The sequence below is a fragment of the Pseudomonas sp. TWR3-1-1 genome, from assembly GCF_049896545.1.
Lineage (GTDB): Bacteria > Pseudomonadota > Gammaproteobacteria > Pseudomonadales > Pseudomonadaceae > Aquipseudomonas > Aquipseudomonas weihenstephanensis.
Genome location: NZ_JAFCUO010000005.1, coordinates 94,183 through 116,057 on the forward strand (window position 1 = coordinate 94,183; position 21,875 = coordinate 116,057).

A 21,875-nucleotide genomic window follows, 5' to 3' on the forward strand; every position below is an offset into this window, starting at 1 on the left:
TACATAGGCGAACCCTGACTACGGGGCTGGGGACTTGCTGACAAGCGCCGCAATCAGCGCTGGATCGTGGTCATAGATGTCCGGGGCAAAGGACACTTTACCGTCCTTGTCGGCTTGTGCGGTCCAGTAGGTCATCAAGATGGGCACGGGTTGTGCCAGTCGAAACTCATGGGTGCGGCCGGTACTGAGCAGTTCTTCGGTGCGGGCTTTTTCCGCAGGATTGACCAGCCAGTCGCGCAACTCAAACGCCGACTCAACCCGCACGCAACCCGAACTGAAGGCGCGTGGGCCTTTACTGAACAGCGCCTGGCTCGGGGTGTCATGCAAATACACCGAGAACGGGTTAGGGAAGCGCACCACAATTTTGCCCAGCGGATTGCGCGGCCCTGCCCCCTGGCGCAACAAGATATTGCCGGGGCGATCCCAGTTGACATCCTGAGCGGCCAGCACTTGCCCGTTGCTGTCGAGCACTTGCAAATCATGGCGGGCCAGATACGACTGATCACGGCGGATTTGCGGGAGTTTGTCCTGTTTGAAAATGGTCGGCGGAATGGTCCATGTGGGGTTCAGCGTCAACCGCGTGACGCGCGATTTCAACAAGGGTGTTTGTCGATCCGCCCTGCCCACCTGCGTTCGGGTCTGCCAAACCGGCACCCCATTCTGATAGACCATCAGCAGCGCTGCGGGCACATTGACCAACAAACTGGTGGGTTCGAAATCGTGCGCCATCCAGCGAAAACGCTCCAGGTTGATACGTAACTGGTCACGCCGCATCTGTGGGCTGACGTTCATCTCTTTCAAGGTGCCCGGCCCGATGACCCCATCGGCTTGCAGCGAATGATCAAGTTGAAAACTCTTCACCGCAGCGGCCAACTCAGGCGAGTAGGTGTTGTTACTCACTTTGGGTAATGCGCTTAAATAGCCTTCGCTGAGCATGCGCTGCGCCAACACCGGCACCCGCGCATCCTGCATGCCGGGTTTAAGCAGGGGGCCACTGCCCACGACCGGCCACGTCGGCAAGGGTTGTTGGCGCAAACGTGCATAGACCTTGCGCAAGTTTTGATAACGCTCAAGCGCTGGACGTGCCTGATCAAATGCACCGGCGACGTCCTGCACACCCGGCACCGCGAGGGCAAGAAGTGCCGCCTGGCGGTCCGGCATAACGTCGTTGGAGTGCCACACCGGCTCGAAGCGCGACTGGTTCAGACGACCGTAATGCAAGTCGTGCAGGGCTTGCAGGTAGTGCAGGCTGATGTCGATGTCGGCACACATGCCCTCGTTTTTGGGCAAGGCGTAGTGCGCGGGGTCAAGGCCATCATCCGCAAGCTGGGGCAACGCGGCCTGCAAGGCAGAAAGGCGACCGTTGACCGACCACACCGGCTGATAACTCTGGCCCTGGTAAAACCCCTGCAACAGTTGCTGAGTGGAGGCTGTCAGGCGCGGTGCCAACTGCGGGCAAACCTTGGACAGTTCTGCGGGCGCCACTTGCAGCAACGTGACGGGATCAACCGGCACTTCATCCGCCAGCGCGACCAATGGCGCTACAAGCAAGGCAAGGCTCAAGTAACATGCGTGTTTTTTGATCAACTGCTTTACTCCAATCCATGGCCATCCGGTAGATGGGGCACCGTATCACCCGTCGCACTCAGGCCAGCCTTTTATACAGTCGTTGCGCGTTACCCGCGAAGCGTCAGGAGCCCATTCAACAGTGAGAATATTCAACTTATGCTGATTTTTTTGCGTCGGCTTTGTCTGGCCGCTGCGACCCTGGGCACACTCTGTAGTCCTGTGTTCGCCGCCAGCCCCTCTAAACCGGTATTGTTCAACAGCCTCGCCCAGGCAGCACCAGAACTCAATCCCCAAGCACTAAAAAGTGCCCTCAGTGCGATGCAATGCGCGGTCAACAACGGCGCCAGTCAAGCTCAACACCTGGCCGTGATTGACTACTCCCAGCCCTCGACAGCACGCCGCCTGTGGATATTCGATCTGCGCAAAAAAACGCTGGTACTGCGCGATCTGGTTGCCCACGGGCAAAATTCCGGTGAAAACTTCGCCACTCAATTCTCCAATAACGAAGGCAGCTTTCAGTCTAGCCTGGGCCTGTTCCGTACCCAGGAAAGCTACAAAGGCGCGCATGGCTACTCCTTGCGCATGGACGGCCTGGAGCCTGGTATCAATGATCGAGCCCGTGAGCGTGACATCGTGATACACGCGGCCAGCTACGTGAACCCGCTCTGGAGCCAGCGCCAAGGCCGTATAGGCCGCAGCCAGGGCTGCCCTGCCGTACGCCCGCAAGTGGCGCGCCAAGTGGTAGACAAACTCAAGGACGGTCAGTTCATGTTTGCCTGGTATCCCGACCAGCGCTGGCTACAGTCCTCGGCCTATCTCAACTGCCAGCCGCGCTTGGTCGCCACTATCGTGACCGCTAAAGGCAGTTAAACCCTTCGACTTTCACCGAGTGGCACTACAGACCTTCCGCTAAGAGACTACGCTAAGAGCTGTCATTAACATGGCACCTCTTAGTGAGGTTCCAATAGACAAGGAACGCTGAAGTGACATTTCTGTTGAAGTTCGTCCAGGCAGGTAAAGACAACGCCATCAACGTTGCAGGAATTGAAGAAGCTCTTTCACTGATTACCCAGGCTGATACAGCACTGGAACAGCCCACATTGTTTTTCGAACCCAAGCAAACCCATTGCGCCCTGCATCCCGGCTTGCCTTACGAAGCTGTTGCAGAAGAATTGGACAGCCAGTGGGAATGGCCCGCAGACGACCACTTAAAAGTTCATCCCAGGCTAAAGGCCAAGTACCAGACATAACCTGCGCGCCAGCCACAACCGAAACCAAGAGCAATAGCCTGTTCTGCCAAGATGCTCAAAAACTCCAGTCATACAGAGCAACACCGTGCGAACGCGCTGCACCGCAACGGTCAGTTGAGCATCTCCCAGGCTGCTTTGAGGACGACGCACTCGTCGGGCATGTGGTGGTTTCTCCAGTCACCCTCTCTTTGGGTGACACCCACAGGTACCGCCCCGGACCTCTCTCGGTACGACCCGATCGACAAGAAAACCGTATCGGTTCAGGCCAGATGAACGCTGCGCTGACTCAATTGCAACGCATTGGCAGTGCTGGCTGTGTCCAGCAGGGTAATCCTGACTGCTAGGCTCGCTCAGGATTCAAAACCTGCCCCGGGCTTGAACTTCCATGTGTTACTCAAAAGAACCTCCAAGCGATCACCTTTGAGGGCGAACTACCTACGGGAACAGTCAAATACCATGATGCGTTTGATGCCACTGAGTAAGCCCAAGCACAGTGGGACTGCCCGAGGCAATGCCTCTCACTTCGGAGATGAACGTAGTCGGCTCATTTTCACGCGTGCTAGCCCTCGCATGAGCAGCCTGTTTACGGACGAAGGCGTGGCTCTCTTGGTAGACTTGCGCTCTGTCGCGTCAAATGCGGATCTGCGCGGAACGGGTAACAGCCCTACTCGCCCTTTTTCTTGCCATCACGAGTTGCCATGGGAAAGTGGTACGCGTCGGTTTTAAAGTGGTACATCGTACCCGCGAGCCCTGAAAAACGCCCTAAAACCCCCTAAAACACGCTTAAAACACGTAGAGCAAAATGGTACAGAATTCAGCTACACCCCACGTAAACACAGGCTCTACGGTGTCCAGACGCTTTAGCGTGGCACCTATGATGGATGGGATCGCTTTAATTAATAAGTCTTTATAAATCAGATAGATAGATCGAAGCATACTGTTGCTGTAGCAAATTTTAAGCAAGCTGTTCAAAACGAACCTGCCCAATGCGAAAGCACCTTCCCAGTCCGTCCAATCAGTGACAGTACAATCTTGGCTGCTCTGATGGAATGTCGCAAGTTAGCTCCCTAGTACCCCATGTTTGATCGTAAAATCTCGCAAGCAATTGTAATTAAAAGAAAAATACAATTATTGAGGATGGCAAAATATGCAGCGATTCGGGCGTAGGCAAACGGTAAACCGTGGTCTGCAGGATGGGTTTTGCGCAGCGTCAATACCACCTCAGCTCCAACTTTTGACTACAGCCGCTCTAAGACCAATAACGCTGAGCTGACTGCTTTCAGCCGATTCTGTTGAAAAATTCAGTTCTTCCCGACTGCCCAACTACTGACTGCTGAAAACACCATTTTCGCGCGCTGCTACGCTAAATCTGAAGCCGAACCCTCTGCTCAAAATGAAGATTTCAATCTCAAGCGCGTACTTTGATGCCATCAAAAACATGGTTGACTTTTTCAGCATAATCGGCAAAACGGACGATCGGCTCCGACTGTTTCGGAGCAGATGAGGATGATTTAGCCTCTCAAGCAAGGTGCGATCCATACTGATCGTATGCATGACCGTGCGACAGATTTTAGATATCTGGACGGCAACGCTAATATCGATTTCTGGCGCTAGACAAGCGCTACACTTTCGCGTGATCAAGAGTCAGTTTGGTTATACGGAAGTGCGCTTTCGCGTTGTCGAATCAGTGGATGGCGCTAAAACGATTGCTGAGTGCAGGAGAGGGGCGCCTGTAATGCGGGTCAATCGCTCTGAAACGGCGCGATTACGGGGAAAGTCATGAGTTAAGAGCAGAAAAGGTCTGGATTTCGACCGAACAAACCATTTTTGGGCCTAAAGCAGATAGGGCATCAAGAATCGGTGGGTACTTCAGACCTCTCTAAATGGCTAAGTTAAAATATGGAGGGTTACCCCCCCACAAAAAATCCTACTGGAAATATTTACTTATATTTTTAGCTGCATCGTAATGCTCACGGAGTTTAAGCAATAAGTTTCTCATCTCCACCGGCCCCCAAACTTTTTTATTTCTATCCTGAAAAACCGGTACGCCTTCAATATTAGTGGTTCTTGCGTGAGCAAACTCTATTCTGTGTTGATTTATTTCATCTGAAAATTTTGAAATGATCTGATGACAATTTAAACTTAACTGCCCACCATCCTCATCCAAAAGCTTAAGAAGAAGATCGACTTTTACACGCAGGTTTAATTTTGAAATTATCCGCTCTGTCGACATATTATCGAAACGCGGCAAATTAACATTTTGCAGCTCATCAATGTAATCTTGTAAGGATTCTTTCGCCATCCCCCTTACTTCGTCTACTGTTGGAGACCCTTTCTTATTAATAATAGAATTAATAGTATCTCCAAAAAGCCCTTCTAACTCACCAACTGAGCCAACCACCAATCCACGCATATAATTAGGATGCACAACTCTCCTTATTGCGTTCTGCGCCAGAGAAAAAACCTCTTGAGCTAATGATGCGCGCTGCATACAATAGACACCGTCAACTTTTTCCTGATACAGCTTCTTCCTCAACTCCTCATCTGGAGCTGAGCTATAAAAAACCATATCCCCATAAGTTTGACTTCGTATGATTTTCGTAAGTCTATGCCCTATCTTTCCAACACCGAGATCATAATCCACCATTATAAGATCATAAGGAGAATGTTTTCTCAGCCCATCAGTCAGTGTTTTAATGGACGCTTCGTCAAATGCATCATGCCAAGTTATATTTACATTTAACCCAACACTGTACAGGCGACTCTCTAAATTTCTGACCACACCATTAAGCTCATCCTTCTGATCATCCAACCAAAGAATGCAATAGGTAGCGTCCATTAACTGTACACCTTAATTTCAAAAGTTGTACCATCGAAACTAGATTCCGCTAGCTCTATGGTGCCATTAATATTTTGTAATAGCTGTCGCACATTATACAAACCCAAACCAGAGCCACTGGTCGTGGTGATGCCTTTTTCGAATATTGACTCAGAGTTGGATATTTCATTAGGAACACCTACCCCATTATCCGTAAGACTTACAAGCAGAACATTTGAATGAGATTTTGAAATCTCTATCCTCATACTAGAAGCAGTTGCCTTAATAGCATTATCTATTAAATTATCAATGATAATCGATATCTCAATAGGCTTGAACTGTATAACAAATTCTTTAGAAGATCGAACAACCTCAATTGAGATTTTACTTTTATAAACCTTACATATTTTCTCTACATACTGATCGAGGTACAACGCCAAGTCTTCTGTGATAGAATTAGAGTCAAGCTTGAAATTTGCCTTTGTTGCAAATCTGGATGCAGCAATAACCTGTTGATTCAGCAGAAGTAAATTCTCAAGTGTTTCTTCTATATCTTGCTGAGGCACCTGTCTTCTGCTGTGCATAGAGAATAAACTAGCTTCAATTAGATTTATTGCATTACTCGCATAAATAATGACTTGATGATGCAAACTTTCGAGTACATCTTTATCGTGGCTTTGGAGCGAAGTCAAAAAAAGATTTCTTTCCTGTTCCCTTTTCAGGTCTTTCTCAACTTTAAAAGCTAATGCCTCTGCCTTATGTCGCTCAGCCCTCTCACGCTCCGCATACTGGACAGCTTCGGACTCGGCCTTGAGCATCTCCTGATAACGAAACTTAGCACTTTTTATTTCTTCAACAAGCTCATCATTGCCGGTCTTTTGCGCGATATTGGAAAGACTTTCTATAGTTCTGTCGAAATCTTTTGCTTTATTATCGATAAGTGTTAAGAAATCTTCTGCAAAATACTCGACTCGTACACCGGGCGAGTTAGAAAGTTTATTAATAACATCAATTATTTTTGATCTTAGTTCATCGCGAGTTAAATGACTAGAGTCCAACAAGTCAGCATCATACTTGACCCTCCAGCTTACGCCCACAACGTAGTTCTCAAGTCGCAATAAGCATTTTTTCCAAAACGCTTCCTTCAACTGTGTATACGCAGGTGTTTCTATCAGCCCCTTATCTCGGCTTGAGGACTCTTTAAAGCTTGAATCATCTCCATAGACATCAATTTTTCCAAGAATTTCTCGAGTACCTAAATACCTTGAGTGACCTTGCTGCTTTCTTCTATCAATACCAAAACTATCGTCAAGCTCTTCACCTACTGGATAAACTCTAAAGCCATTTTTAAATAAAAAAACGGAACCAAACGAGACAGAGTTAATTCCCATGCGGCGAGCAAATGTAGCTTTAGCCGACCTATTCAAGTAAAAAATATTACATTCAAAACCTGAACTATCCAATTCCTTGAACTCATTATCTTCAGAAATCCTGTAGATAATTTTCCCTCGATCAATCAGCTCGGTCCTTATAACCCCGTCAACAATCCAAGTCCTTAACCAAGTGGTTTTCTCTTGCAAAGTTTGAAAAATAAAATTATCAACAGGGCCATTAACTATCTCATTTGGACTAGGCTCATCCTTCAAACTACTTAATCGGTTATCCTCATCGAGCTCAGACTCTGCTTTAATAAAAACTGAAAAATCTTTTTTCTGAGCCCCAAAAGGATTTATCAACTTAGCGAGAGATGACTTTAAATCTTTTAACTTAGTGCGCCCCCATGCCTCTCGTAATCCACTAATCTCCAATACAGTGCCACTGTCATAATAAAAACTAACACTATCGCAAAGAGAAAAACTTTGGGACATGCTATGACTGATATCAATATCAATAAAATCATCTTTGGAGGAATATTCAAATGCAGACCAGATAACATCTAGACGATTGACATCAGGGCTAGATTTCACTTTAGTCTGCAACGACAGCACTTCACCCAATCTGTCACAAGAGAATCGCCCTACTCCTTTACTCCCTGCATACCTTTTGGATTGGATTGACTCCCTATAATCCAACTGCAGAACATCCTCAGAACCATCCTGCTTTGCTGAGTATGCTACAAATAGCCATTTATCGACTAAATCTTGATACGACATACCTTTACCATTATCTATGATAAAGATTGAAGTATCCGTGAAGTGAAGAGTAACTTCACATGCACCCGCATCGAAAGAATTCTTCACCAATTCGAATACTGCAACGAAATCATCTGTAATTAAGTCGCGACCAATAATAGATTTCAGGTGCGAACTAACTCTAAAATTCAGGGGTTGCATTAGCCGGGCCTTTATAGGTTTTATTAAGTTCACCATCGTCTAAGCACACAGCCTGCTCCAGCAGCAAATGCCCAATAGCCTCTGCTAGCAATGGAGGAACTGCATTACCTATCTGGGTATATCGAGGACATTCAAATCGCCTGCTTTTTCCACCCGTCGTGTACTTGCCCGTAAACTCAAACCAATCAGGAAAGGATTGAATTCTTGCAGTCTCTCTAGCTGTTAAAATTCTCAACTCATCATAATGAATAATATCATCTGGCAAGGTAGTAATTGTAGGCGATGGGGCATTCTTAGTTAACACTGTGATTGCATGCTTTTTTAAGCCCAGCTTATCCCGCGCTTCTTTTGAAAGAGACCGTCCAGGTTGAGACTCACTCTGTATCCGCCCAAACTGTGCTATCGTATCCAACTTATGCCTAGGCAAACGTCGACTATTAGGAGCACCATAGAAACCTTCTCTCATAATAGCCAAGTAAGGAGACGAAATTTGAGGAACTTTATATACAGCCTCAAAAAAGCCCTTAACATTCGAATCGGAATTTTCGACTAACTCCCGACCTCTCGTTTGCAAATCAGCAATTGCTTCATATACTGATACAGGGCGAGCGACAGGCAGCCCTTTTAGCTGTAGAAACTCTTGACGTTTATCGACAAGAGTTTCCAACAACCCTTCCGTACCACTCAGAGAACAAATTATTATGTATCTTCTTCTATTTTGCGGCACCCCGAAATCAGCACAATTAACTTTTCCTCGAGAAACTGAATACCCTATCTTAGAAAGCTCCCCACTGATGAAATCAGCGTATGATTTTTTAAAATGATGATCTTCATCACAGCCAGAACACTTTGCCTCACTAAACTTACTATTGAACCCGCTGACGTTCTCAATAACGATAAATTTTGGCAAAACAATTTTAACTAATTCGAGATACTGCTCTGCCATTTTATTTCTTGGGTCAGCTGGATCACGCCGACCAGCTGTAGAAAAACCCTGGCAAGGGGGCCCGCCAACCATAAGGTCTATGGTCCCACGCAGTAGCCTAATTTTCTCTCCGAAGCCTTCTAGAAAATCTTCACAACTTATGGCTTGCTTTGGAAGCCAAGATGGCCACTGAAATTGGTAGCGAGCACCATCTATGAGGTTGTGCTTGAGGGTTTCGAAGGCCATCGGATTTTTTTCTATTGCGACCACACCCTCGCATCCGGCCTTCAGCAAGCCAAGAGAGAGACCGCCACACCCGGCAAAAACATCCATGAATCGCATGACTGCCCCCCCTAAAAATCACGCGATAATAATTAAACCAGCGACACATGTCTAGATATGACTAATCCCTCGAAAACCTCTGCACAATCACAAATCCAATATAAATGGCTGTTTAGCTTCACTCTCACTCAGCTTTCAAAGCAATAAGTTTACATTTAGAACCCACAAACAAAATAGTGTCCTTCATTGCTTACAGGTCTCTTTCACCAGCACAGTTAAATGAAAACAAACCTCTTATATCTTCGCGACCCCAATTCATCACAATCAGCTCCCCCGTCACCTCAGCCTTCCCTTGCCGCTGGTTCGTGGTCGTGTACCGAATCTCGGTCGTCTCAAAATGAAACCCCTCAAACACTCGTCGGATGTCTGGGTGATCGTTGATGCTGACCATCACCTTGCCTTTGCAGCGCCGCATAAAGTCCGCCATGCGTTCGTAGTTGTCGAACGGGAAGTCGACACCGTAACCAGCCGTCTGCCAGTAAGGCGGGTCCATGTAGTGGAAGGTGTGCGCTCGGTCATATCGCTCTGCGCACTCAAGCCAGGGCAGGTTTTCAATATAGGTGCCGGACAAACGCTGCCAGGCTGCAGAAAGGTTTTCTTCAATGCGCAGTAGGTTGATTGCCGGGGCTGTTGTTGCGGTACCGAAGCTCTGACCTGAGACCTTGCCACCAAAAGCATGGTGCTGCAGGTAGAAGAATCGGGCCGCGCGCTGGATGTCGGTCAGGGTTTCCGGGCGGGTCATTTTTTGCCACTCGAATATCTGCCGTGAGCTGAGAGCCCATTTGAATTGACGCACGAATTCTTCCAGATGGTTCTGCACCACGCGGTACAGGGTCACTAGGTCACCGTTGATATCGTTAAGCACTTCAACTGGAGCAGGCTGTGGCCGCAGGAAGTAGAGCGCACCGCCGCCGGCAAAGACTTCGACATAGCATTCGTGGGGTGGGAACAGGGGGATAAGACGGTCGGCCAGGCGGCGTTTGCCGCCCATCCACGGAATGATGGGTGATGACATTGTTTGCAAGACCTTTGCTGTATGGATAGACAGGTGTTAGGCTCGCTCCGCTTTGTGCACGGAGCAGGAGCCTTGACTGGGCTTGCAGGACAGTTCTGCGGGTTTGGTGGCCGGGCTGGATGTTGACGCATCCAGCTTCGGCCGCTCCTTTTATTTCGTGCGTGAGACTTCTTTGGCGTAGGCCTGACAGGCTTGCAGCGCGATCAGTCCTTGGTCGCCGTCGCCGGTGATTCCGATAATTCGTTGAGCATGCGCTCGGTCAAGTTGGGCTCTCGGGGTGCCATGAACCACGCCGCCGGGGCCGGTGGTGGCTTGCATTCCGTCACGATCATTTGTGGAGGGGGTGTCGAGTAGGACTGACAGCCGCAGGTCAGCAGTAGCAAGGCGATCACGCAGGCGTTCCTGTTTAGTTTTCTCATCGGCAAGGACTCGGTAATGGGCTTGATCGCTGGCTGCCAGCCACTGCTCTAGGGCGAAGCGCTTGCCCTGCTCAGCCAGAATTTGCGCGGAGTTGGCATTGGCCAGATTGGTGCGCTCAGTTTGATAGGCGGTTTCTTTGGCAGCTAACAGCTGACCGTAGGCGTTGTACTGCCACGTCCATGCCGTCCAAGCGCTGCCGGCCATAAGGCCGAAGATCAGCAGTAATGTTCCGCCCCACTTCACCGCATCAAGCTTCACGCCAACACCTTAAGCGCGCGGGCGTACAGCGCCTGACGATCTGCTGCGCCGTTTTGGCCACCGTTGATGCGGCGGGTGATGGTGTCGAACTGATCCGCGTCAGCCAAGGTGTTGAGTCCCCTGCTCGCCCAAAACCACGCTGCTGACATGCAGGCATGCTGGGGTTTTTCCAGCAGTTCGGGTTGGTTGATCAGGTCAAGGGCCAGCGCTTCGCCGCACATCATGTAGTTGGCCCGGCCGGTGATCTGGATCAGGCCACGGCCTCGATATTTTTGACCGTCACCATCCGCCTCTGGTGTGTTGCCCAAGCGCTTGGCCAGTGAGCCGGTGTCGTATTTGCTCAGGTATTGGTCATTGCCCAGTTCGCGGACGTAGCGGAACTGGCCAGACTCGTGACCGATCTGGGCGATAAAAGCGGCGATGCGTTTTGTGCCGACGATCTGGAAGCGGACCATCGCGGTGTTTAGCACAGGAACAAAAACGCCGGCTGTTTGGCCGGCGTTGGGGAGGATCTGCTGGAGTTGTTGCTGGGTAATCGACATAGGCTTGCCCTAATGAAAAACCCGCACAAGGCGAGTTGGTGTGGGATTAATCAGCTTGTAGCTGCACGACTTTTAGCGGGGCCTTGGGCTTCTTACCTTTGGCCTTGGCTTTACCTTTTTTGCCGCCATTGCATTCGACGGTGGTGCTCCAGCCGCTTTGGGTGAAAACCTGCTCCACCGAGTCCACCAGGTACTCACCATCGAGCCCGACCTTGAAGCCTTGAGCGTTGATGGTCCGCTCAGCAAACAAATCAGTTCGCCCGGGCATTTCCAGACGCACTCCGGCGGTCGAGCGGTTGAACGCGGCCAGCCGCGCTTTGGCGGCCTGTTCGGCGGCGGATTTGTTGGGGTAAATGTGGCGGTCTGTGTGAACGGGCGGTAGACCGTCCGGGGCTTCGTCGTTGTCCAAGGTGACGATGGCCAGCTTGCCGGTCTTCTTGTCCTGATGCTTAGTGCTGACCGCCTTGTGGACGCTGCGATCACCGAGGCGGAACTGCCAGCGGCTAACGTCGCTGCGGGTCAGGGTGATATTGCCCAAGGCTTTGCCGGTCGCACTCTGACCGCTTTGACGCTGCATCACCAGCAACTTGCCGTCTGCCACTTTGGCGGTGCAGTCGAACTGCTTGGAGAGTCGGGTGATGAAGTTGAAGTCGGATTCGCTGAGCTGGTCAGCACGCGGCACTATCGTGTCCACCGGGCACACCGGCGACCAGCCGTTACGTGCAGCTATGTCCTTGACGATGCTGGCCAAGCTCACCCCTTCCCAACTGCCGCTGCGGGTGGTCTTGCCACTGCCGCGCATGTCGCTGGCTTTACCCCGGATCACCAGCGTATCGGGCGGGCCGGACAACTCGACCTCGTCCACGGTATAGCGCCCGAGGCGGGTTAATGCGGTGCCGCTGTAGCCGAGGAATACTTCGATACTCGCCCCACGGCTTGGCAATGACACGGCGCTATCACGGTCATCGATGCGAAGTTCAAAGTCGTCGGACTCCATCCCGGGTTTATCAGTGGTGCGCAGCAACAGAAGGCGGTCGTTTATCAGCGCGGTGATGTCGGCACCGTCTGCGACGATGCGGAAAGATGGGGTCATGAGCAAACTCCAGAAACTAAAAAGCCCGCATGAGGCGGGCTAAATAATGATGTTGATATGAGTGGTTTGAATTGGAAGCTGATCAGCTACTTACAATTCAAGAGCAGGCTGTTGATAAGCGATCTTATACAATCCCAAAATTAGTCACTGCTGCAAGACCCACCATAGTCAACAGAAGTGTGAGTCCAACCCACTGCAAGATCACTAGCTTGCGCTTGAGCGCCAAAGGGAACTTGTGCAAATCGTCAGGACTAATCTTGCCGCGTTTTAGGTAGGATTCGGGAAACGCGAGTACGCTAGAAATACTACCCACGAGCAAAAGCTTGCCCCAAGGCCCACTGTGCTTAAGCGGGGTCAATGTATGAAGCAATGAGCTATTTCTCAGATGATCCAACATGTGGTCCATCTTTGTATACCCAAGGTGTAGGCATACTCCAATCCAAAGAAATATCCCTCCAAAGTCAATTAAGCCCACTGACAAAAAAATCTTATCGCCGAAACTCATATTCATTGAGCAATCTCATAAATTATCAGCCCCTGGCTCTCCTCCGCCCACAATTTCTCGGGCTACGCCCCCTCCACCTACAACGACCTCAGCACAAATAAGGCAGTGCTATTGATAGGGCATGACTAACTTTACTTGTGCCAACCAACAACCTTGCCGACAACCCATAGTAAAAAAGCAAAGCTAAAAAGCACGATAATACTCCACTGCATGAGTATCAGTTTTCGCCTAAGCGATGCCGGAAACTTAGATAAATCATCTGCACTTAGCTCACCTCTTTTAAGGTAAAAATTTGGGAATGTAATGATTCCGGATATGCCCCCAATCAGTAGTAGCTTGCCCCAGGGCCCACCGTTTCGCAGTGGAGCTCTAACCATGATCGCAGGGCAATTCTTCAAATGGGCTAACATCAAATCCGTCTTGGTATAAGCCAAATAGAGAGCGACACCAATCCAAATTAAGACACCAAGAAGTACAGCGCCCCCGAGGTAACCGAATACAAACTCAGCCGCACTCATTTGCTGTGCTCATAGATAACCTCGCCAAGCTCTTCTCCAGCAGCCCCCAACACAACGCCTCCTGCAAGAGACCCGGCACTGACAACTACAATCCCGCAGACCAGTGTACCGATACCACCAGTGGGGACGCCCATAGCAAAACAAGCCCACCCGACAGTAGCGCCTGTCATCATTGCACCAGCAGCTGCCCCCCCTGCAACGCCACCCACAAAACCTCCTGCCTCGGTGAATTTAACTTTTCGACATGCCTCGGTATCGCCCGCAGAGCAAACGTCCTGAACCTTCATATACGATGCCCCCCCGCCAATGGCGGTGCCGACCCAACCTCCGGCTTTTACATATTTCGCAGCCTTCGACACGCCCTCTATATGCGTCGCATACCCGGGTATCTGGTCAGCGCCCCCTGCTGCCTTCCAGCGATGAACCAGGCTACGACTGGAAATACCCAGCGCACTTTTCAAGTTCGGGTGGTCAGGAAGCCCAATGCTTTTGCGTGTTAACGCGGTAAGGTTCGTGTTCAGTTGAGCAAGCAGACGTTTACGTTCGGCGAAGAACTCTGCGGACTTAAGGCCGCCCGTGGCCTGAAACGTCCTCACATGCAAGGCTTCGATATCCTTCATTAACCTCTGAACGTCATCCAGATGCTTGGAGAATATCGCCTCACCAACCCCTATCGCTGTCGCACCCCGCGCCAAGAACGTTTCAATTTCTTCACGATGTCGAACCATGAACTCAGCTTCTTCAGGCGTCATCTCTTTAATAACGGCATTAGCCTTGGCCGCAACTTCCATCAGCATCGCTTCTTCACGCGTGCATTGCAGGTTATTCGGGTCGCTCAATACGATCATCGTACCGGCGTTGATGTTGCCAAGGTTTGGATTCAACGCTTCGAACTTGCTCATCACGGTGGGATTTTGTACCGAGAATAAAGCCGCTTTTAACTTTTCGCCCGTGGTGCTCTTAGGAACGACATAGAAGCCAGGCTCTTGCGGTTGCGGTTTGAAAATAGGTTCAGCTTCCGGCAACGGCGGTTTTTCCTGCTCAACAGGCATATGGAAACTGCCCGTCCAACCGCGTCCTGTGATGTGGGAATACTCGTTGAATGTGTCTTGGCTCAGCGGACTGAAGGGATCGTCTTTAACCAATAAAATGTCGCCCGCTTCTACGGCGTCTACGATTTCTTCATGGGTTAATTGTCGGCCGTACGTTTCGATATCAAACAGGCTTAGCGTGGGGAAAGGCGTACATAAAGCGTCTTCGACTTCAAATTTGGCAAAGAAAGGGGCTTCGATCTCACTGAGACGAACCCCAAGTTCTTCTCGGTCGTCTGCATAAATCAGGCGCATGTACATGTCGTATTTTCCTTAATCACCAGGGCCGATTAAGCAGCGGCCCGTTCCAGGTCAATCCATTGAAGTGCGCGGACTGTATCGGCCAGTTCGGCCAAGGGTCAATAAGACCTTTCCCACAATAACTTAGGCTCTATCTCTTTTTTTTCTCTCAGGACCTCTGTTTTCAACCCCACAACATCACCACCTCATCACTCGGCGCGGGCAAATCCGGCAGGTGAATGATCAGCCCGGCCTTGAACGGTTGCACCTCATCGGCCAGCCCTTGATTGGCATCGAGCACGGCCTCGACCGTGCCGTTGAGGTGGCCGTAATAGTTCTGGCAGAGGGTGTCGAGCACGTCGCCGCTAGCTGTTCTGCAGGTCGTCGCCATAGCGAACAAACTCCAAGGTAAAGCCCTGCTTTCGCGGGATGCCGCCTTGCAGCAGGGCGCTTTGTTCTTCTTCGATGTTTTTCAAACACCAGTTGCCCAGCACGTCGCCATAGCCGGTAGTCAGGCCCAGCGGTTGGAGCTGGGCGCCGATGCTGCGCAGGGTGTCGAGTTGTTTAATACCGCCTTTGAACCCGCCAAAAATCGCACCCGTGAGGGTGATGCGTTCTTCGCCCATGCCCACCGCTTGTTGTGCCGGGCGGCGGCTCAGGCGCTCTTGCGATGCCCAGCGGAATTCGCTGGAGCGCTTGAGTTCGTCGAACGCGGCGGTGTCCAGGTTGAAGTAGAACGGTGTCGATCCGGGCTTGAGCGGTTGCATGATCAGCAGGTGAGGGAATGGCTTCACCGCTTCGGCGGCCGGGGTCGCGTCTGCGCCCAGCGCGCCGGTGGGCACGATGTTGGCCAGTGACGGGCTGACTTTGCCCGCGATTTTGTTGATCGCGGTCGCGGCCTTGCCCGCCTGTTCTTTGAGCACGCCGAGGCGCTCCTCGATCTGCGAGGCTGCGCGGGTGGCTTTGTTGTAGGTGGCCACCACCGCGCCGACCTTGGCCTGTGCCGCGTTAACGCCGCGCATCAGCCGTTGCACCTTGGCCCCTACCGCAGGACCAATAAACGGCAAGTCGCTCAGCTCAGATGCGGCGCCGCTGATTTCACCAATGGCGCCGTTCACTGGCCCGAGCATGCCGTCCAAGCTGCGGCGCCCGGTTTCCCCGGCCGCCGTCAGGTACTTCAACCCTGACTGCAATTGTTCCATGTAGGCCATGCGTGCCCTCCTTACAGATGCGGTTGGTCGTACAGGTTACGGCTCGACATCTGCTGGTTGATTTGCTCGATCTGACGTTGCAGGTGCGGCTGTAGCTCGCGGGCCAGTGCGGCCGGGTCTTTTACGTCGCCTTGCACGTTGATGACCAAGTCAGCCTTAACATCAATCTTCTGATCGATCTTCGGCGGCTCGACCTTGAGCACCGGCTCCACCTTCGGCGGCATGGCCAGCGGCCCCGCAGGCGCGGTGCTGGCAAACGAGCGCACCACGTCGCCCATGTTGACTGCACCGGGCAGCTCGCGTGATGCGCTGGCACCGGTTGAGCCTTCAGGCGGCAGCGACTGGGGCCGCACCAAGTCCGCGCCCGGGAAGCGCGGTTTGTTGGCAAAGTGCGGCAACAGAAACGGATTAGCCGAGTCAGGATCATCAGGGTCATAGGACACCGGTTTAACCACCGGCGCCGGTAATTGTGTTTGTGCCGGCAACGCACTCGGAGGCACCAGGTCAGCACCGGGAAAGCGCGGTTTATTGGCAAAGTGCGGCAACAGGAACGGGTCTTTCGAGTCTGGATCGTTCGGGTCATACGACACGGGCTTGACCACTGGCGTCGGTGGCTCGCCCGCAGGTTTTGCCTCGGGCTTCTCAGGTTCGGCCGGTTTTTCATCGTCCGAGCCGAACCACGATTTGCCCACAAAAGCACCGACCGACTCGCCGCCCATGCTGCCCAAAATGCCGCCGATCAAGCCACCGACCGCCGTGCCCAAAATCGGCACCACGGAACCGATGGCCGCACCGGCAGCGGCCCCTGCCAGCGCACCGGCCATGTTGCCCGCTGCGGCGCCGTAGCCTTCGGCCTTTTCCTCCTTGGTTTCGGCGTTCTGGTAGGTGTCAATTGCGCGCATGCCGCCCTCAAGCAGCGACCCGCCTGGGATCAATTTACCGACCTTGCCCACCTTGCTGGCAAAGCCCATCACCCGACCAAGGCGACCCGGTGGTACGGGCGGAACCGGTGGAACAGGCGGCACGGGCGGACGCGGCGGCCGAGGTCCACCACCACCACCACCACCACCACCACCCCGGCGACGTCCGTTGCGATTGCCACCGCCGCGACGGCGCCGACCTCGATCACCGCCGCCTCCACCGCCCCCGCCGCCCATTGCTGCGGCGTTGACCACAAACACCTTTTGCGGCCCGGAGTCTTCGCCGCCGTCATCATCGTTTTTTGCTTCACGGAACACGTCGAGCAGTTTCAGACCGGTATCAATCGGGTCAAAGCCTTTGCTCTCGCCGCCTTCCTCGTTGTCGTCATCACCGTCCTTTTTACCGCCGAACGCTTTCAACCCGATCTCAGCGAGGGCCAGCACCTTGGAGCCTTTACTATCGTCCTTGTCGTCGCCGTCACCGGCGTTGGTCACAAAGACCTTTTGCACGCCCTTGGCATCACGGCCGCCCATTGCGCCGCGCGCGAGGTTGAACAAGCCCTTGCCGATCTTGAACGACCCCAGCAGCCCTTGCAGGGTTAGCGCTCCACCGGCCAGCACCGTCAGCCCCATTGCCAACCCGGGGGTGCGATCACTGAGTGAGGTGATGCCCTTGGCCACCGTGGTCAGCCCTTCGGCCACGCCGTCTGTGATCGGGCGGATCGCATCGCCCACCGAGCGCATGGCGTCGTCCATCGACTGCGCCATTTCGGCCCATTTTTGCGAGGAAGACTCGCGGCGCTCGCTGAGGTTTTTGTCGAGGATGCCGGTGGCGTCCCGCGATTCACGTTTCAGTTGGCCGTACAGTTCCTTGTTTTGCATGTAAGCAGTGAGCGCGGCCTTGACCTGCATGTCGGCGAACAGGTCGCCAGTGCGCAACGCCTGCTCCAGCGAGGCCATCATGGCCTTGGCTTTTTCCGGGTTGGACTCCTTGCTGATTTTCGCCGTCGCTTCGGCCATCTTGGCCGCGCGTTTCGGGTCGGTGGTCTCGATGTATTTTTTGGCCAACGCCATGCTCGACTCTAGGGTCGACATGTTCTGTTGCAGGCCGGTGCGCATCGAGCCTTCGTAATCGATCCCGGCCTTGTTGTACGCGTCGACGGTCTGCGACGAACCGATTTTATCCATCCAGTTCTTGATGTTGTTGGCCGCTTCGTCGGCGCCGCCCGCTGTTTTCATCTGCACCTGGAGCATCGCGCCCAGTTGCGTCACGGCGTCCATGCCGGTGATGCCCAGCTTGCCCATGTTGGCCAACAACTCGGGGAACCAGCGCGCCATGTCACTGGCTTCAAAACTGCCCGCTTGCCCTTGAAACGCGATGGCCTCCAGTGCCTGCTGCATTTCCTTGGCGTCGGTGATCTTGGCGTTCTGCCCGAGGGCGTTGATCATCTTCGCCGTTTCGGCACTGCCCGAGCCTTGGCCCACGACAAACTTGGCCGCGACCGGCGCGTATTCCAGCGCCTTGGCCAAGTCCATACCGGCGCCCACCAGTTCGTTGACCACGTTGGCCACTTCGTTGCGGGCCAACCCGGTGTCGCGTGAGGTGTCGATGATGGTGCGCGACATCTGCTTTTCTTCGGGGGCATTGGCAATACCGGCCTTGATTGCGATGTCACGAATGATGGCGTTGTAATCGGCGCTGACTTTGGTCGGTACCGCCAGTGCGGCCACCCCTACCGCCGCCCGGCCGACCGTGCTTTTGACACTGGCCCGGCCTTCGTTGATTTGCTTGTGCCCTTGGGCTTTGAGGTCAGCTTGGCGCGCGGTGCGGCCCAGCGCCTGATACGCCCGGTCGAGCCGTCCGACCTCGATCCCCTGCTTGCGCAAGCTGTCGAGGTTGGAATTGAGTTTGGTCAGCAGCGTGGACGCACCGGCGGCGCCGCTGTCGTGCGCTTTTTTCCACTCGTTGCGCAAGCGGATGGTGTCGCCGATCTGACGTTGCATGACCCGGGCTTTGGCCCCGGCCGCTTCGAGCTTCTTGATCCGGCCCTCAACGTCTTTGAACGCTGAACCCACGGTGGAACTGACCGCCCCGCCGATCACCAACCCGAGCGCGAGTTTGTTTGCCATTTGTACGCCCTACCCTGTGGTTGCGCGGCAGGTGGCTCAATCCGTGAGCCACCAGACCATTTCTGAGAACGGCATGGCCGTGATCTCAGCAGCGGAAAAGCTCGTTTCCGCCGCCAAGCGCTTGGCCATCTGTTTCAGGGTGTGGGGGTTACAGTTCACCTTCGTCGACCAGACGAAAATAGCCTTCCTGCACCCGGGTGTAATCAACCACCTTAAGCCCTTCAAGATCACCGGTCGGGATCTCGGTGAGGCTGGAGAACAGTTGCAGTTCGCGCTTTTCAGCATCACCGCCTGAGACCGCATTGGCGGCGCGCACGTCGCGGATGGTCGGGGCGCGCATCACCAGCTTGTCGGTTTTGACATGGTTGAGTTCAGTCGGGTAACGCAGGGTGATCGTGACGCCTTCGTCGGTCAGGTTGAGCCAGGTGGGGATTTTCTTATCAGTTGCAGTGGTCATGCGGTGACTCCTTAAAGGCCAATAGCGCTGCGTACATCTGCCATTTGGTCGACGCCATCAATTACGCGCACGCAATTGACCATGTCGATTTCGTACATCACACGACCATCCACTTCCAACTTGTAATATTGGAGGGCCATCGCGTACTTGTTTTCGGCCTTATCGCCGGGTTTCCAGTCGCCCATGTCCAGCTCTTTGAGCATGCCGCGCATCGTCGCGATCACGGGCGTTACCTTGCCACCCAGCCCTTTAAAGGCGCCGCGAAACACGGCATTGCAGCTGGTCTGATCAGCCAGACCGAAGTACTTCATGGACTCGCGGCGTACGCCGGTAGTGACGAAGCTGGCTTCCAGTTTCTCCAAACCCATGTCCATCTCAATTTCGCCACCCATGCCGCCGCCCCGGAACGAGTCGGTTTTAACGGTCAGTTTGGGCAGGGTCACGGACGGCACATCACCCGAAAAACTGATCCCGCCCAAAAACAGGTTGGTTTCAAAAAGCACTTGAGGAATCATTGAGCGGCCTCCTTAGGCGGCGGTGTCCACGACTTCAGTCAGACCCTGATTGGTCACTTGAACGAGGAAGTTCGGGTTCTCAGCAGGCGGGACGTCCGTGAAGCGGATGTTCCAGTAAATTTTGCCCTGCTCCAGCTGGCTGGTCGTGTTCATCTCAGGGTCCGCATACACCTCGAAATACAGCACCGCGCCAAGGTTTTTCAGATCCCGCATGAACGCATCCAGACCATCTGTAACGTTCTTGACGTAGGTCTTGTTGATTGGAAGATCGACCGCCCATTTATGTCCGGCCTGAATCGCGTCCATCACGATGTCGACGGTGCGCACCCGAGTCACAAACGACCATTTCGAATCAGATGACAGCGTACGGTTGCCCCACAAGCGGTAGCCGCCGTCGCGAATGATGGTGGCAATATTGGCGTTGTTGAGTAGGTTGGCGCGGCAGGTTTCATCACCTTCCAGGAACTCAATCGGGCGCGTGGTGCCGGTGATGCCGACAAATTCCTTGTTCGACGGCGAGGCCCAGAAGCCGTACTCGGTGTCAGTCCAGGCGAACAGGCCAGCGGTAAACGCCGAGGCCGGGGCGTCGATGGTTTTGCTGGTGATCGTGTCCCACTGCTGAACGCCCGGGTCGACCATGTAAATGCGCTTGCTGCCGAACTCCTGCGCGTAGGCCAGCACCGCCTCGTCGGTGGTGTTGGGGCCGTCGACGATGGCGATGGCGCGCAACTTGCCCGCCAGTGCATCCATGGCCGTGGCCACCGCTTGCGTGGCGGAATGCTTGGGCGCGATCAACAGACGCGGCTGGGCGTTGAAGCGGCTTTTGCCATCGAGCAATGCTTGCAGGCCGGTACGCTGACCCGAGGCCAACACGCCGCCGATGATGGCCGAGGTTTGCAGCGCTTCGTCTTCCAGCTGGGCCACGCCGCACGCGACGATCACGGCTTTGGCTTTCAAGAAAACGGCTTTGGCGGCGCGCGTGATGGCTGAGTCTTCACCGAACGCGGCCACCGCTTCGCGCTCGCTGGTCAGCAGCACCAGGTCATTGGGTTTGGCGGTGGCCTTGAGGCCCGGGGTGAAGGTGTCGCAAAGGCCGATGATCGAGGTCGACGGCAGCGCAATGGTGCGCGCGCCGGTGTCGACCAGCGTGACCGTAACGCCGTGGAAACGGCTGGCTGTGCTCATACAGGTACTCTCCAGAAACAACAAAGCCCCGCAGTGCGAGGCTTATGGGGGTCAAACGGTGGATACAAAAACGCCTCAGGTTGGGCGTTATCAGGTTTGTTCGGCGAGCCAGTCGGGCCGCACAGGTCGATATTTCAATGTCGGGAAGTCCGACGACTGCGGCCAGTCACGCAACGCTTGCAGGTAGCTCAGCAGCCCCTTGAAGTGGTCCAGTGTGAGCGTGGTGTCCAAGCCCAGATCGACTTCGTCCCGGTGCCGCTCACGCAGCCATTTGACCGACTCGACCTCGGCGTCACGCCATGCCCGTTCATCACTGGCTGCGCGGTCTTCAGGACTCAGGAGGTCAATGACACGAAATTCAACCTTGCCTGCCTCAGTCAGGTAAGCCGTGCCTTTCCCACCGCTCAGTGTTTGCGAAAAGATTCGACGTGTCACCGGCGTGGCGCCCTCAGGCACATCCTCCCCGTTGATCACCGTGTCATAGCGCATCAGCACCCGGCCGTCCTCGGCCAGATTCAGGTAGTAACGATCCGTCATG

Annotated in this window: 19 protein-coding genes; 2 read left to right on the forward strand and 17 right to left on the reverse strand. The window is 53.5% G+C overall.

Going from position 1 to position 21,875, the window contains the following annotated elements; genetic code table 11:
- Positions 1-18: 18 nt before the first annotated feature.
- The gene (locus tag ACP7A4_RS13095; RefSeq protein WP_059763282.1) at positions 19-1,587 is read right to left on the reverse strand and encodes a L,D-transpeptidase family protein; all 1,569 of its coding nucleotides are present in this window, start codon (positions 1,585-1,587) and stop codon (positions 19-21) included.
- 138 nt (positions 1,588-1,725) lie between these two features.
- On the opposite strand from ACP7A4_RS13095, the gene ACP7A4_RS13100 reads away from it, so the two are divergent.
- Together ACP7A4_RS13100 and ACP7A4_RS13105 are read left to right on the forward strand one after the other, a co-directional pair.
- Positions 1,726-2,439 carry a murein L,D-transpeptidase catalytic domain family protein gene (locus ACP7A4_RS13100; protein ID WP_426247248.1) on the forward strand — a complete coding sequence of 238 codons (714 nt, stop codon included), beginning with the start codon at positions 1,726-1,728 and terminating at the stop codon, positions 2,437-2,439.
- Positions 2,440-2,552: 113 nt separating this feature from the next.
- Positions 2,553-2,819 (forward strand): hypothetical protein, encoded by a 267-nt coding sequence (locus tag ACP7A4_RS13105; RefSeq protein ID WP_059763284.1) that lies wholly within the window; start codon positions 2,553-2,555, stop codon positions 2,817-2,819.
- 1,927 nt (positions 2,820-4,746) lie between these two features.
- Here ACP7A4_RS13105 and ACP7A4_RS13110 read toward each other — a convergent pair.
- From ACP7A4_RS13110 to ACP7A4_RS13185, 16 genes are all read right to left on the reverse strand, one after another.
- Positions 4,747-5,658 (reverse strand): hypothetical protein, encoded by a 912-nt coding sequence (locus tag ACP7A4_RS13110; RefSeq protein ID WP_426247250.1) that lies wholly within the window; start codon positions 5,656-5,658, stop codon positions 4,747-4,749.
- A complete protein-coding gene (locus ACP7A4_RS13115; protein WP_426247252.1) occupies positions 5,658-7,970 on the reverse strand; it encodes an ATP-binding protein in 2,313 nt (770 codons plus the stop codon). The genes ACP7A4_RS13110 and ACP7A4_RS13115 overlap by 1 nt, the downstream gene beginning before the upstream one ends.
- On the reverse strand, positions 7,951-9,237 hold the full coding sequence (locus ACP7A4_RS13120) for a DNA cytosine methyltransferase (protein ID WP_426247254.1): 1,287 nt from the start codon (positions 9,235-9,237) through the stop codon (positions 7,951-7,953). Before ACP7A4_RS13120 ends, ACP7A4_RS13115 begins: the two co-directional genes overlap by 20 nt.
- A gap of 190 nt (positions 9,238-9,427) precedes the next feature.
- Complete coding sequence (locus ACP7A4_RS13125; protein ID WP_426247256.1) at positions 9,428-10,252, reverse strand: DNA adenine methylase; 825 nt, start codon at positions 10,250-10,252, stop codon at positions 9,428-9,430.
- Positions 10,253-10,402: 150 nt separating this feature from the next.
- The gene (locus tag ACP7A4_RS13130) at positions 10,403-10,930 is read right to left on the reverse strand and encodes a lysis protein (protein WP_426247258.1); all 528 of its coding nucleotides are present in this window, start codon (positions 10,928-10,930) and stop codon (positions 10,403-10,405) included.
- Complete coding sequence (locus ACP7A4_RS13135; protein WP_426247260.1) at positions 10,927-11,472, reverse strand: glycoside hydrolase family 19 protein; 546 nt, start codon at positions 11,470-11,472, stop codon at positions 10,927-10,929. Before ACP7A4_RS13135 ends, ACP7A4_RS13130 begins: the two co-directional genes overlap by 4 nt.
- 46 nt (positions 11,473-11,518) lie before the next feature.
- Positions 11,519-12,565: a phage late control D family protein gene (locus ACP7A4_RS13140; protein WP_426247262.1), complete on the reverse strand. Its 1,047-nt coding sequence runs from the start codon at positions 12,563-12,565 to the stop codon at positions 11,519-11,521.
- Positions 12,566-13,201: 636 nt separating this feature from the next.
- Entirely contained in the window at positions 13,202-13,588 is a 387-nt protein-coding gene (locus ACP7A4_RS13145) for a hypothetical protein (RefSeq protein ID WP_426247264.1), read from the reverse strand.
- Positions 13,585-14,940, reverse strand: a complete 1,356-nt coding sequence (locus ACP7A4_RS13150; RefSeq protein ID WP_426247266.1) for a hypothetical protein — start codon at positions 14,938-14,940, stop codon at positions 13,585-13,587. The genes ACP7A4_RS13145 and ACP7A4_RS13150 overlap by 4 nt, the downstream gene beginning before the upstream one ends.
- A gap of 163 nt (positions 14,941-15,103) precedes the next feature.
- Positions 15,104-15,310 (reverse strand): tail protein X, encoded by a 207-nt coding sequence (locus ACP7A4_RS13155; protein WP_426247268.1) that lies wholly within the window; start codon positions 15,308-15,310, stop codon positions 15,104-15,106.
- Positions 15,285-16,130 (reverse strand): phage tail protein, encoded by an 846-nt coding sequence (locus ACP7A4_RS13160; protein WP_426247270.1) that lies wholly within the window; start codon positions 16,128-16,130, stop codon positions 15,285-15,287. The genes ACP7A4_RS13155 and ACP7A4_RS13160 overlap by 26 nt, the downstream gene beginning before the upstream one ends.
- Positions 16,131-16,141: 11 nt before the next feature.
- Positions 16,142-19,180 (reverse strand): phage tail tape measure protein, encoded by a 3,039-nt coding sequence (locus tag ACP7A4_RS13165; RefSeq protein WP_426247272.1) that lies wholly within the window; start codon positions 19,178-19,180, stop codon positions 16,142-16,144.
- 148 nt (positions 19,181-19,328) lie between these two features.
- Positions 19,329-19,637, reverse strand: a complete 309-nt coding sequence (locus tag ACP7A4_RS13170) for a phage tail assembly protein (protein WP_426247274.1) — start codon at positions 19,635-19,637, stop codon at positions 19,329-19,331.
- An 11-nt stretch (positions 19,638-19,648) separates the two neighbouring features.
- On the reverse strand, positions 19,649-20,152 hold the full coding sequence (locus ACP7A4_RS13175; RefSeq protein ID WP_426247276.1) for a phage major tail tube protein: 504 nt from the start codon (positions 20,150-20,152) through the stop codon (positions 19,649-19,651).
- A gap of 12 nt (positions 20,153-20,164) precedes the next feature.
- The gene (locus tag ACP7A4_RS13180) at positions 20,165-21,337 is read right to left on the reverse strand and encodes a phage tail sheath subtilisin-like domain-containing protein (RefSeq protein WP_426247278.1); all 1,173 of its coding nucleotides are present in this window, start codon (positions 21,335-21,337) and stop codon (positions 20,165-20,167) included.
- 90 nt (positions 21,338-21,427) lie between these two features.
- Complete coding sequence (locus ACP7A4_RS13185) at positions 21,428-21,874, reverse strand: phage tail assembly chaperone (protein ID WP_238938308.1); 447 nt, start codon at positions 21,872-21,874, stop codon at positions 21,428-21,430.
- Between the last annotated feature and the right edge of the window lies 1 nt (position 21,875).

Bases quoted from the DNA above. Each gene is read 5' to 3' on its own strand.
- ACP7A4_RS13100 (WP_426247248.1), top strand. From the start codon at position 1,726: ATGCTGATTTTTTTGCGTCGGCTTTGTCTGGCCGCTGCGACCCTGGGC.
- ACP7A4_RS13110 (WP_426247250.1), bottom strand. From the start codon at position 5,658: ATGGACGCTACCTATTGCATTCTTTGGTTGGATGATCAGAAGGATGAG.
- ACP7A4_RS13115 (WP_426247252.1), bottom strand. From the start codon at position 7,970: ATGCAACCCCTGAATTTTAGAGTTAGTTCGCACCTGAAATCTATTATT.
- ACP7A4_RS13120 (WP_426247254.1), bottom strand. From the start codon at position 9,237: ATGCGATTCATGGATGTTTTTGCCGGGTGTGGCGGTCTCTCTCTTGGC.
- ACP7A4_RS13125 (WP_426247256.1), bottom strand. From the start codon at position 10,252: ATGTCATCACCCATCATTCCGTGGATGGGCGGCAAACGCCGCCTGGCC.
- ACP7A4_RS13135 (WP_426247260.1), bottom strand. From the start codon at position 11,472: ATGTCGATTACCCAGCAACAACTCCAGCAGATCCTCCCCAACGCCGGC.
- ACP7A4_RS13140 (WP_426247262.1), bottom strand. From the start codon at position 12,565: ATGACCCCATCTTTCCGCATCGTCGCAGACGGTGCCGACATCACCGCG.
- ACP7A4_RS13145 (WP_426247264.1), bottom strand. From the start codon at position 13,588: ATGAGTGCGGCTGAGTTTGTATTCGGTTACCTCGGGGGCGCTGTACTT.
- ACP7A4_RS13150 (WP_426247266.1), bottom strand. From the start codon at position 14,940: ATGTACATGCGCCTGATTTATGCAGACGACCGAGAAGAACTTGGGGTT.
- ACP7A4_RS13155 (WP_426247268.1), bottom strand. From the start codon at position 15,310: ATGGCGACGACCTGCAGAACAGCTAGCGGCGACGTGCTCGACACCCTC.
- ACP7A4_RS13160 (WP_426247270.1), bottom strand. From the start codon at position 16,130: ATGGCCTACATGGAACAATTGCAGTCAGGGTTGAAGTACCTGACGGCG.
- ACP7A4_RS13165 (WP_426247272.1), bottom strand. From the start codon at position 19,180: ATGGCAAACAAACTCGCGCTCGGGTTGGTGATCGGCGGGGCGGTCAGT.
- ACP7A4_RS13170 (WP_426247274.1), bottom strand. From the start codon at position 19,637: ATGACCACTGCAACTGATAAGAAAATCCCCACCTGGCTCAACCTGACC.
- ACP7A4_RS13175 (WP_426247276.1), bottom strand. From the start codon at position 20,152: ATGATTCCTCAAGTGCTTTTTGAAACCAACCTGTTTTTGGGCGGGATC.
- ACP7A4_RS13180 (WP_426247278.1), bottom strand. From the start codon at position 21,337: ATGAGCACAGCCAGCCGTTTCCACGGCGTTACGGTCACGCTGGTCGAC.
- ACP7A4_RS13185 (WP_238938308.1), bottom strand. From the start codon at position 21,874: ATGACGGATCGTTACTACCTGAATCTGGCCGAGGACGGCCGGGTGCTG.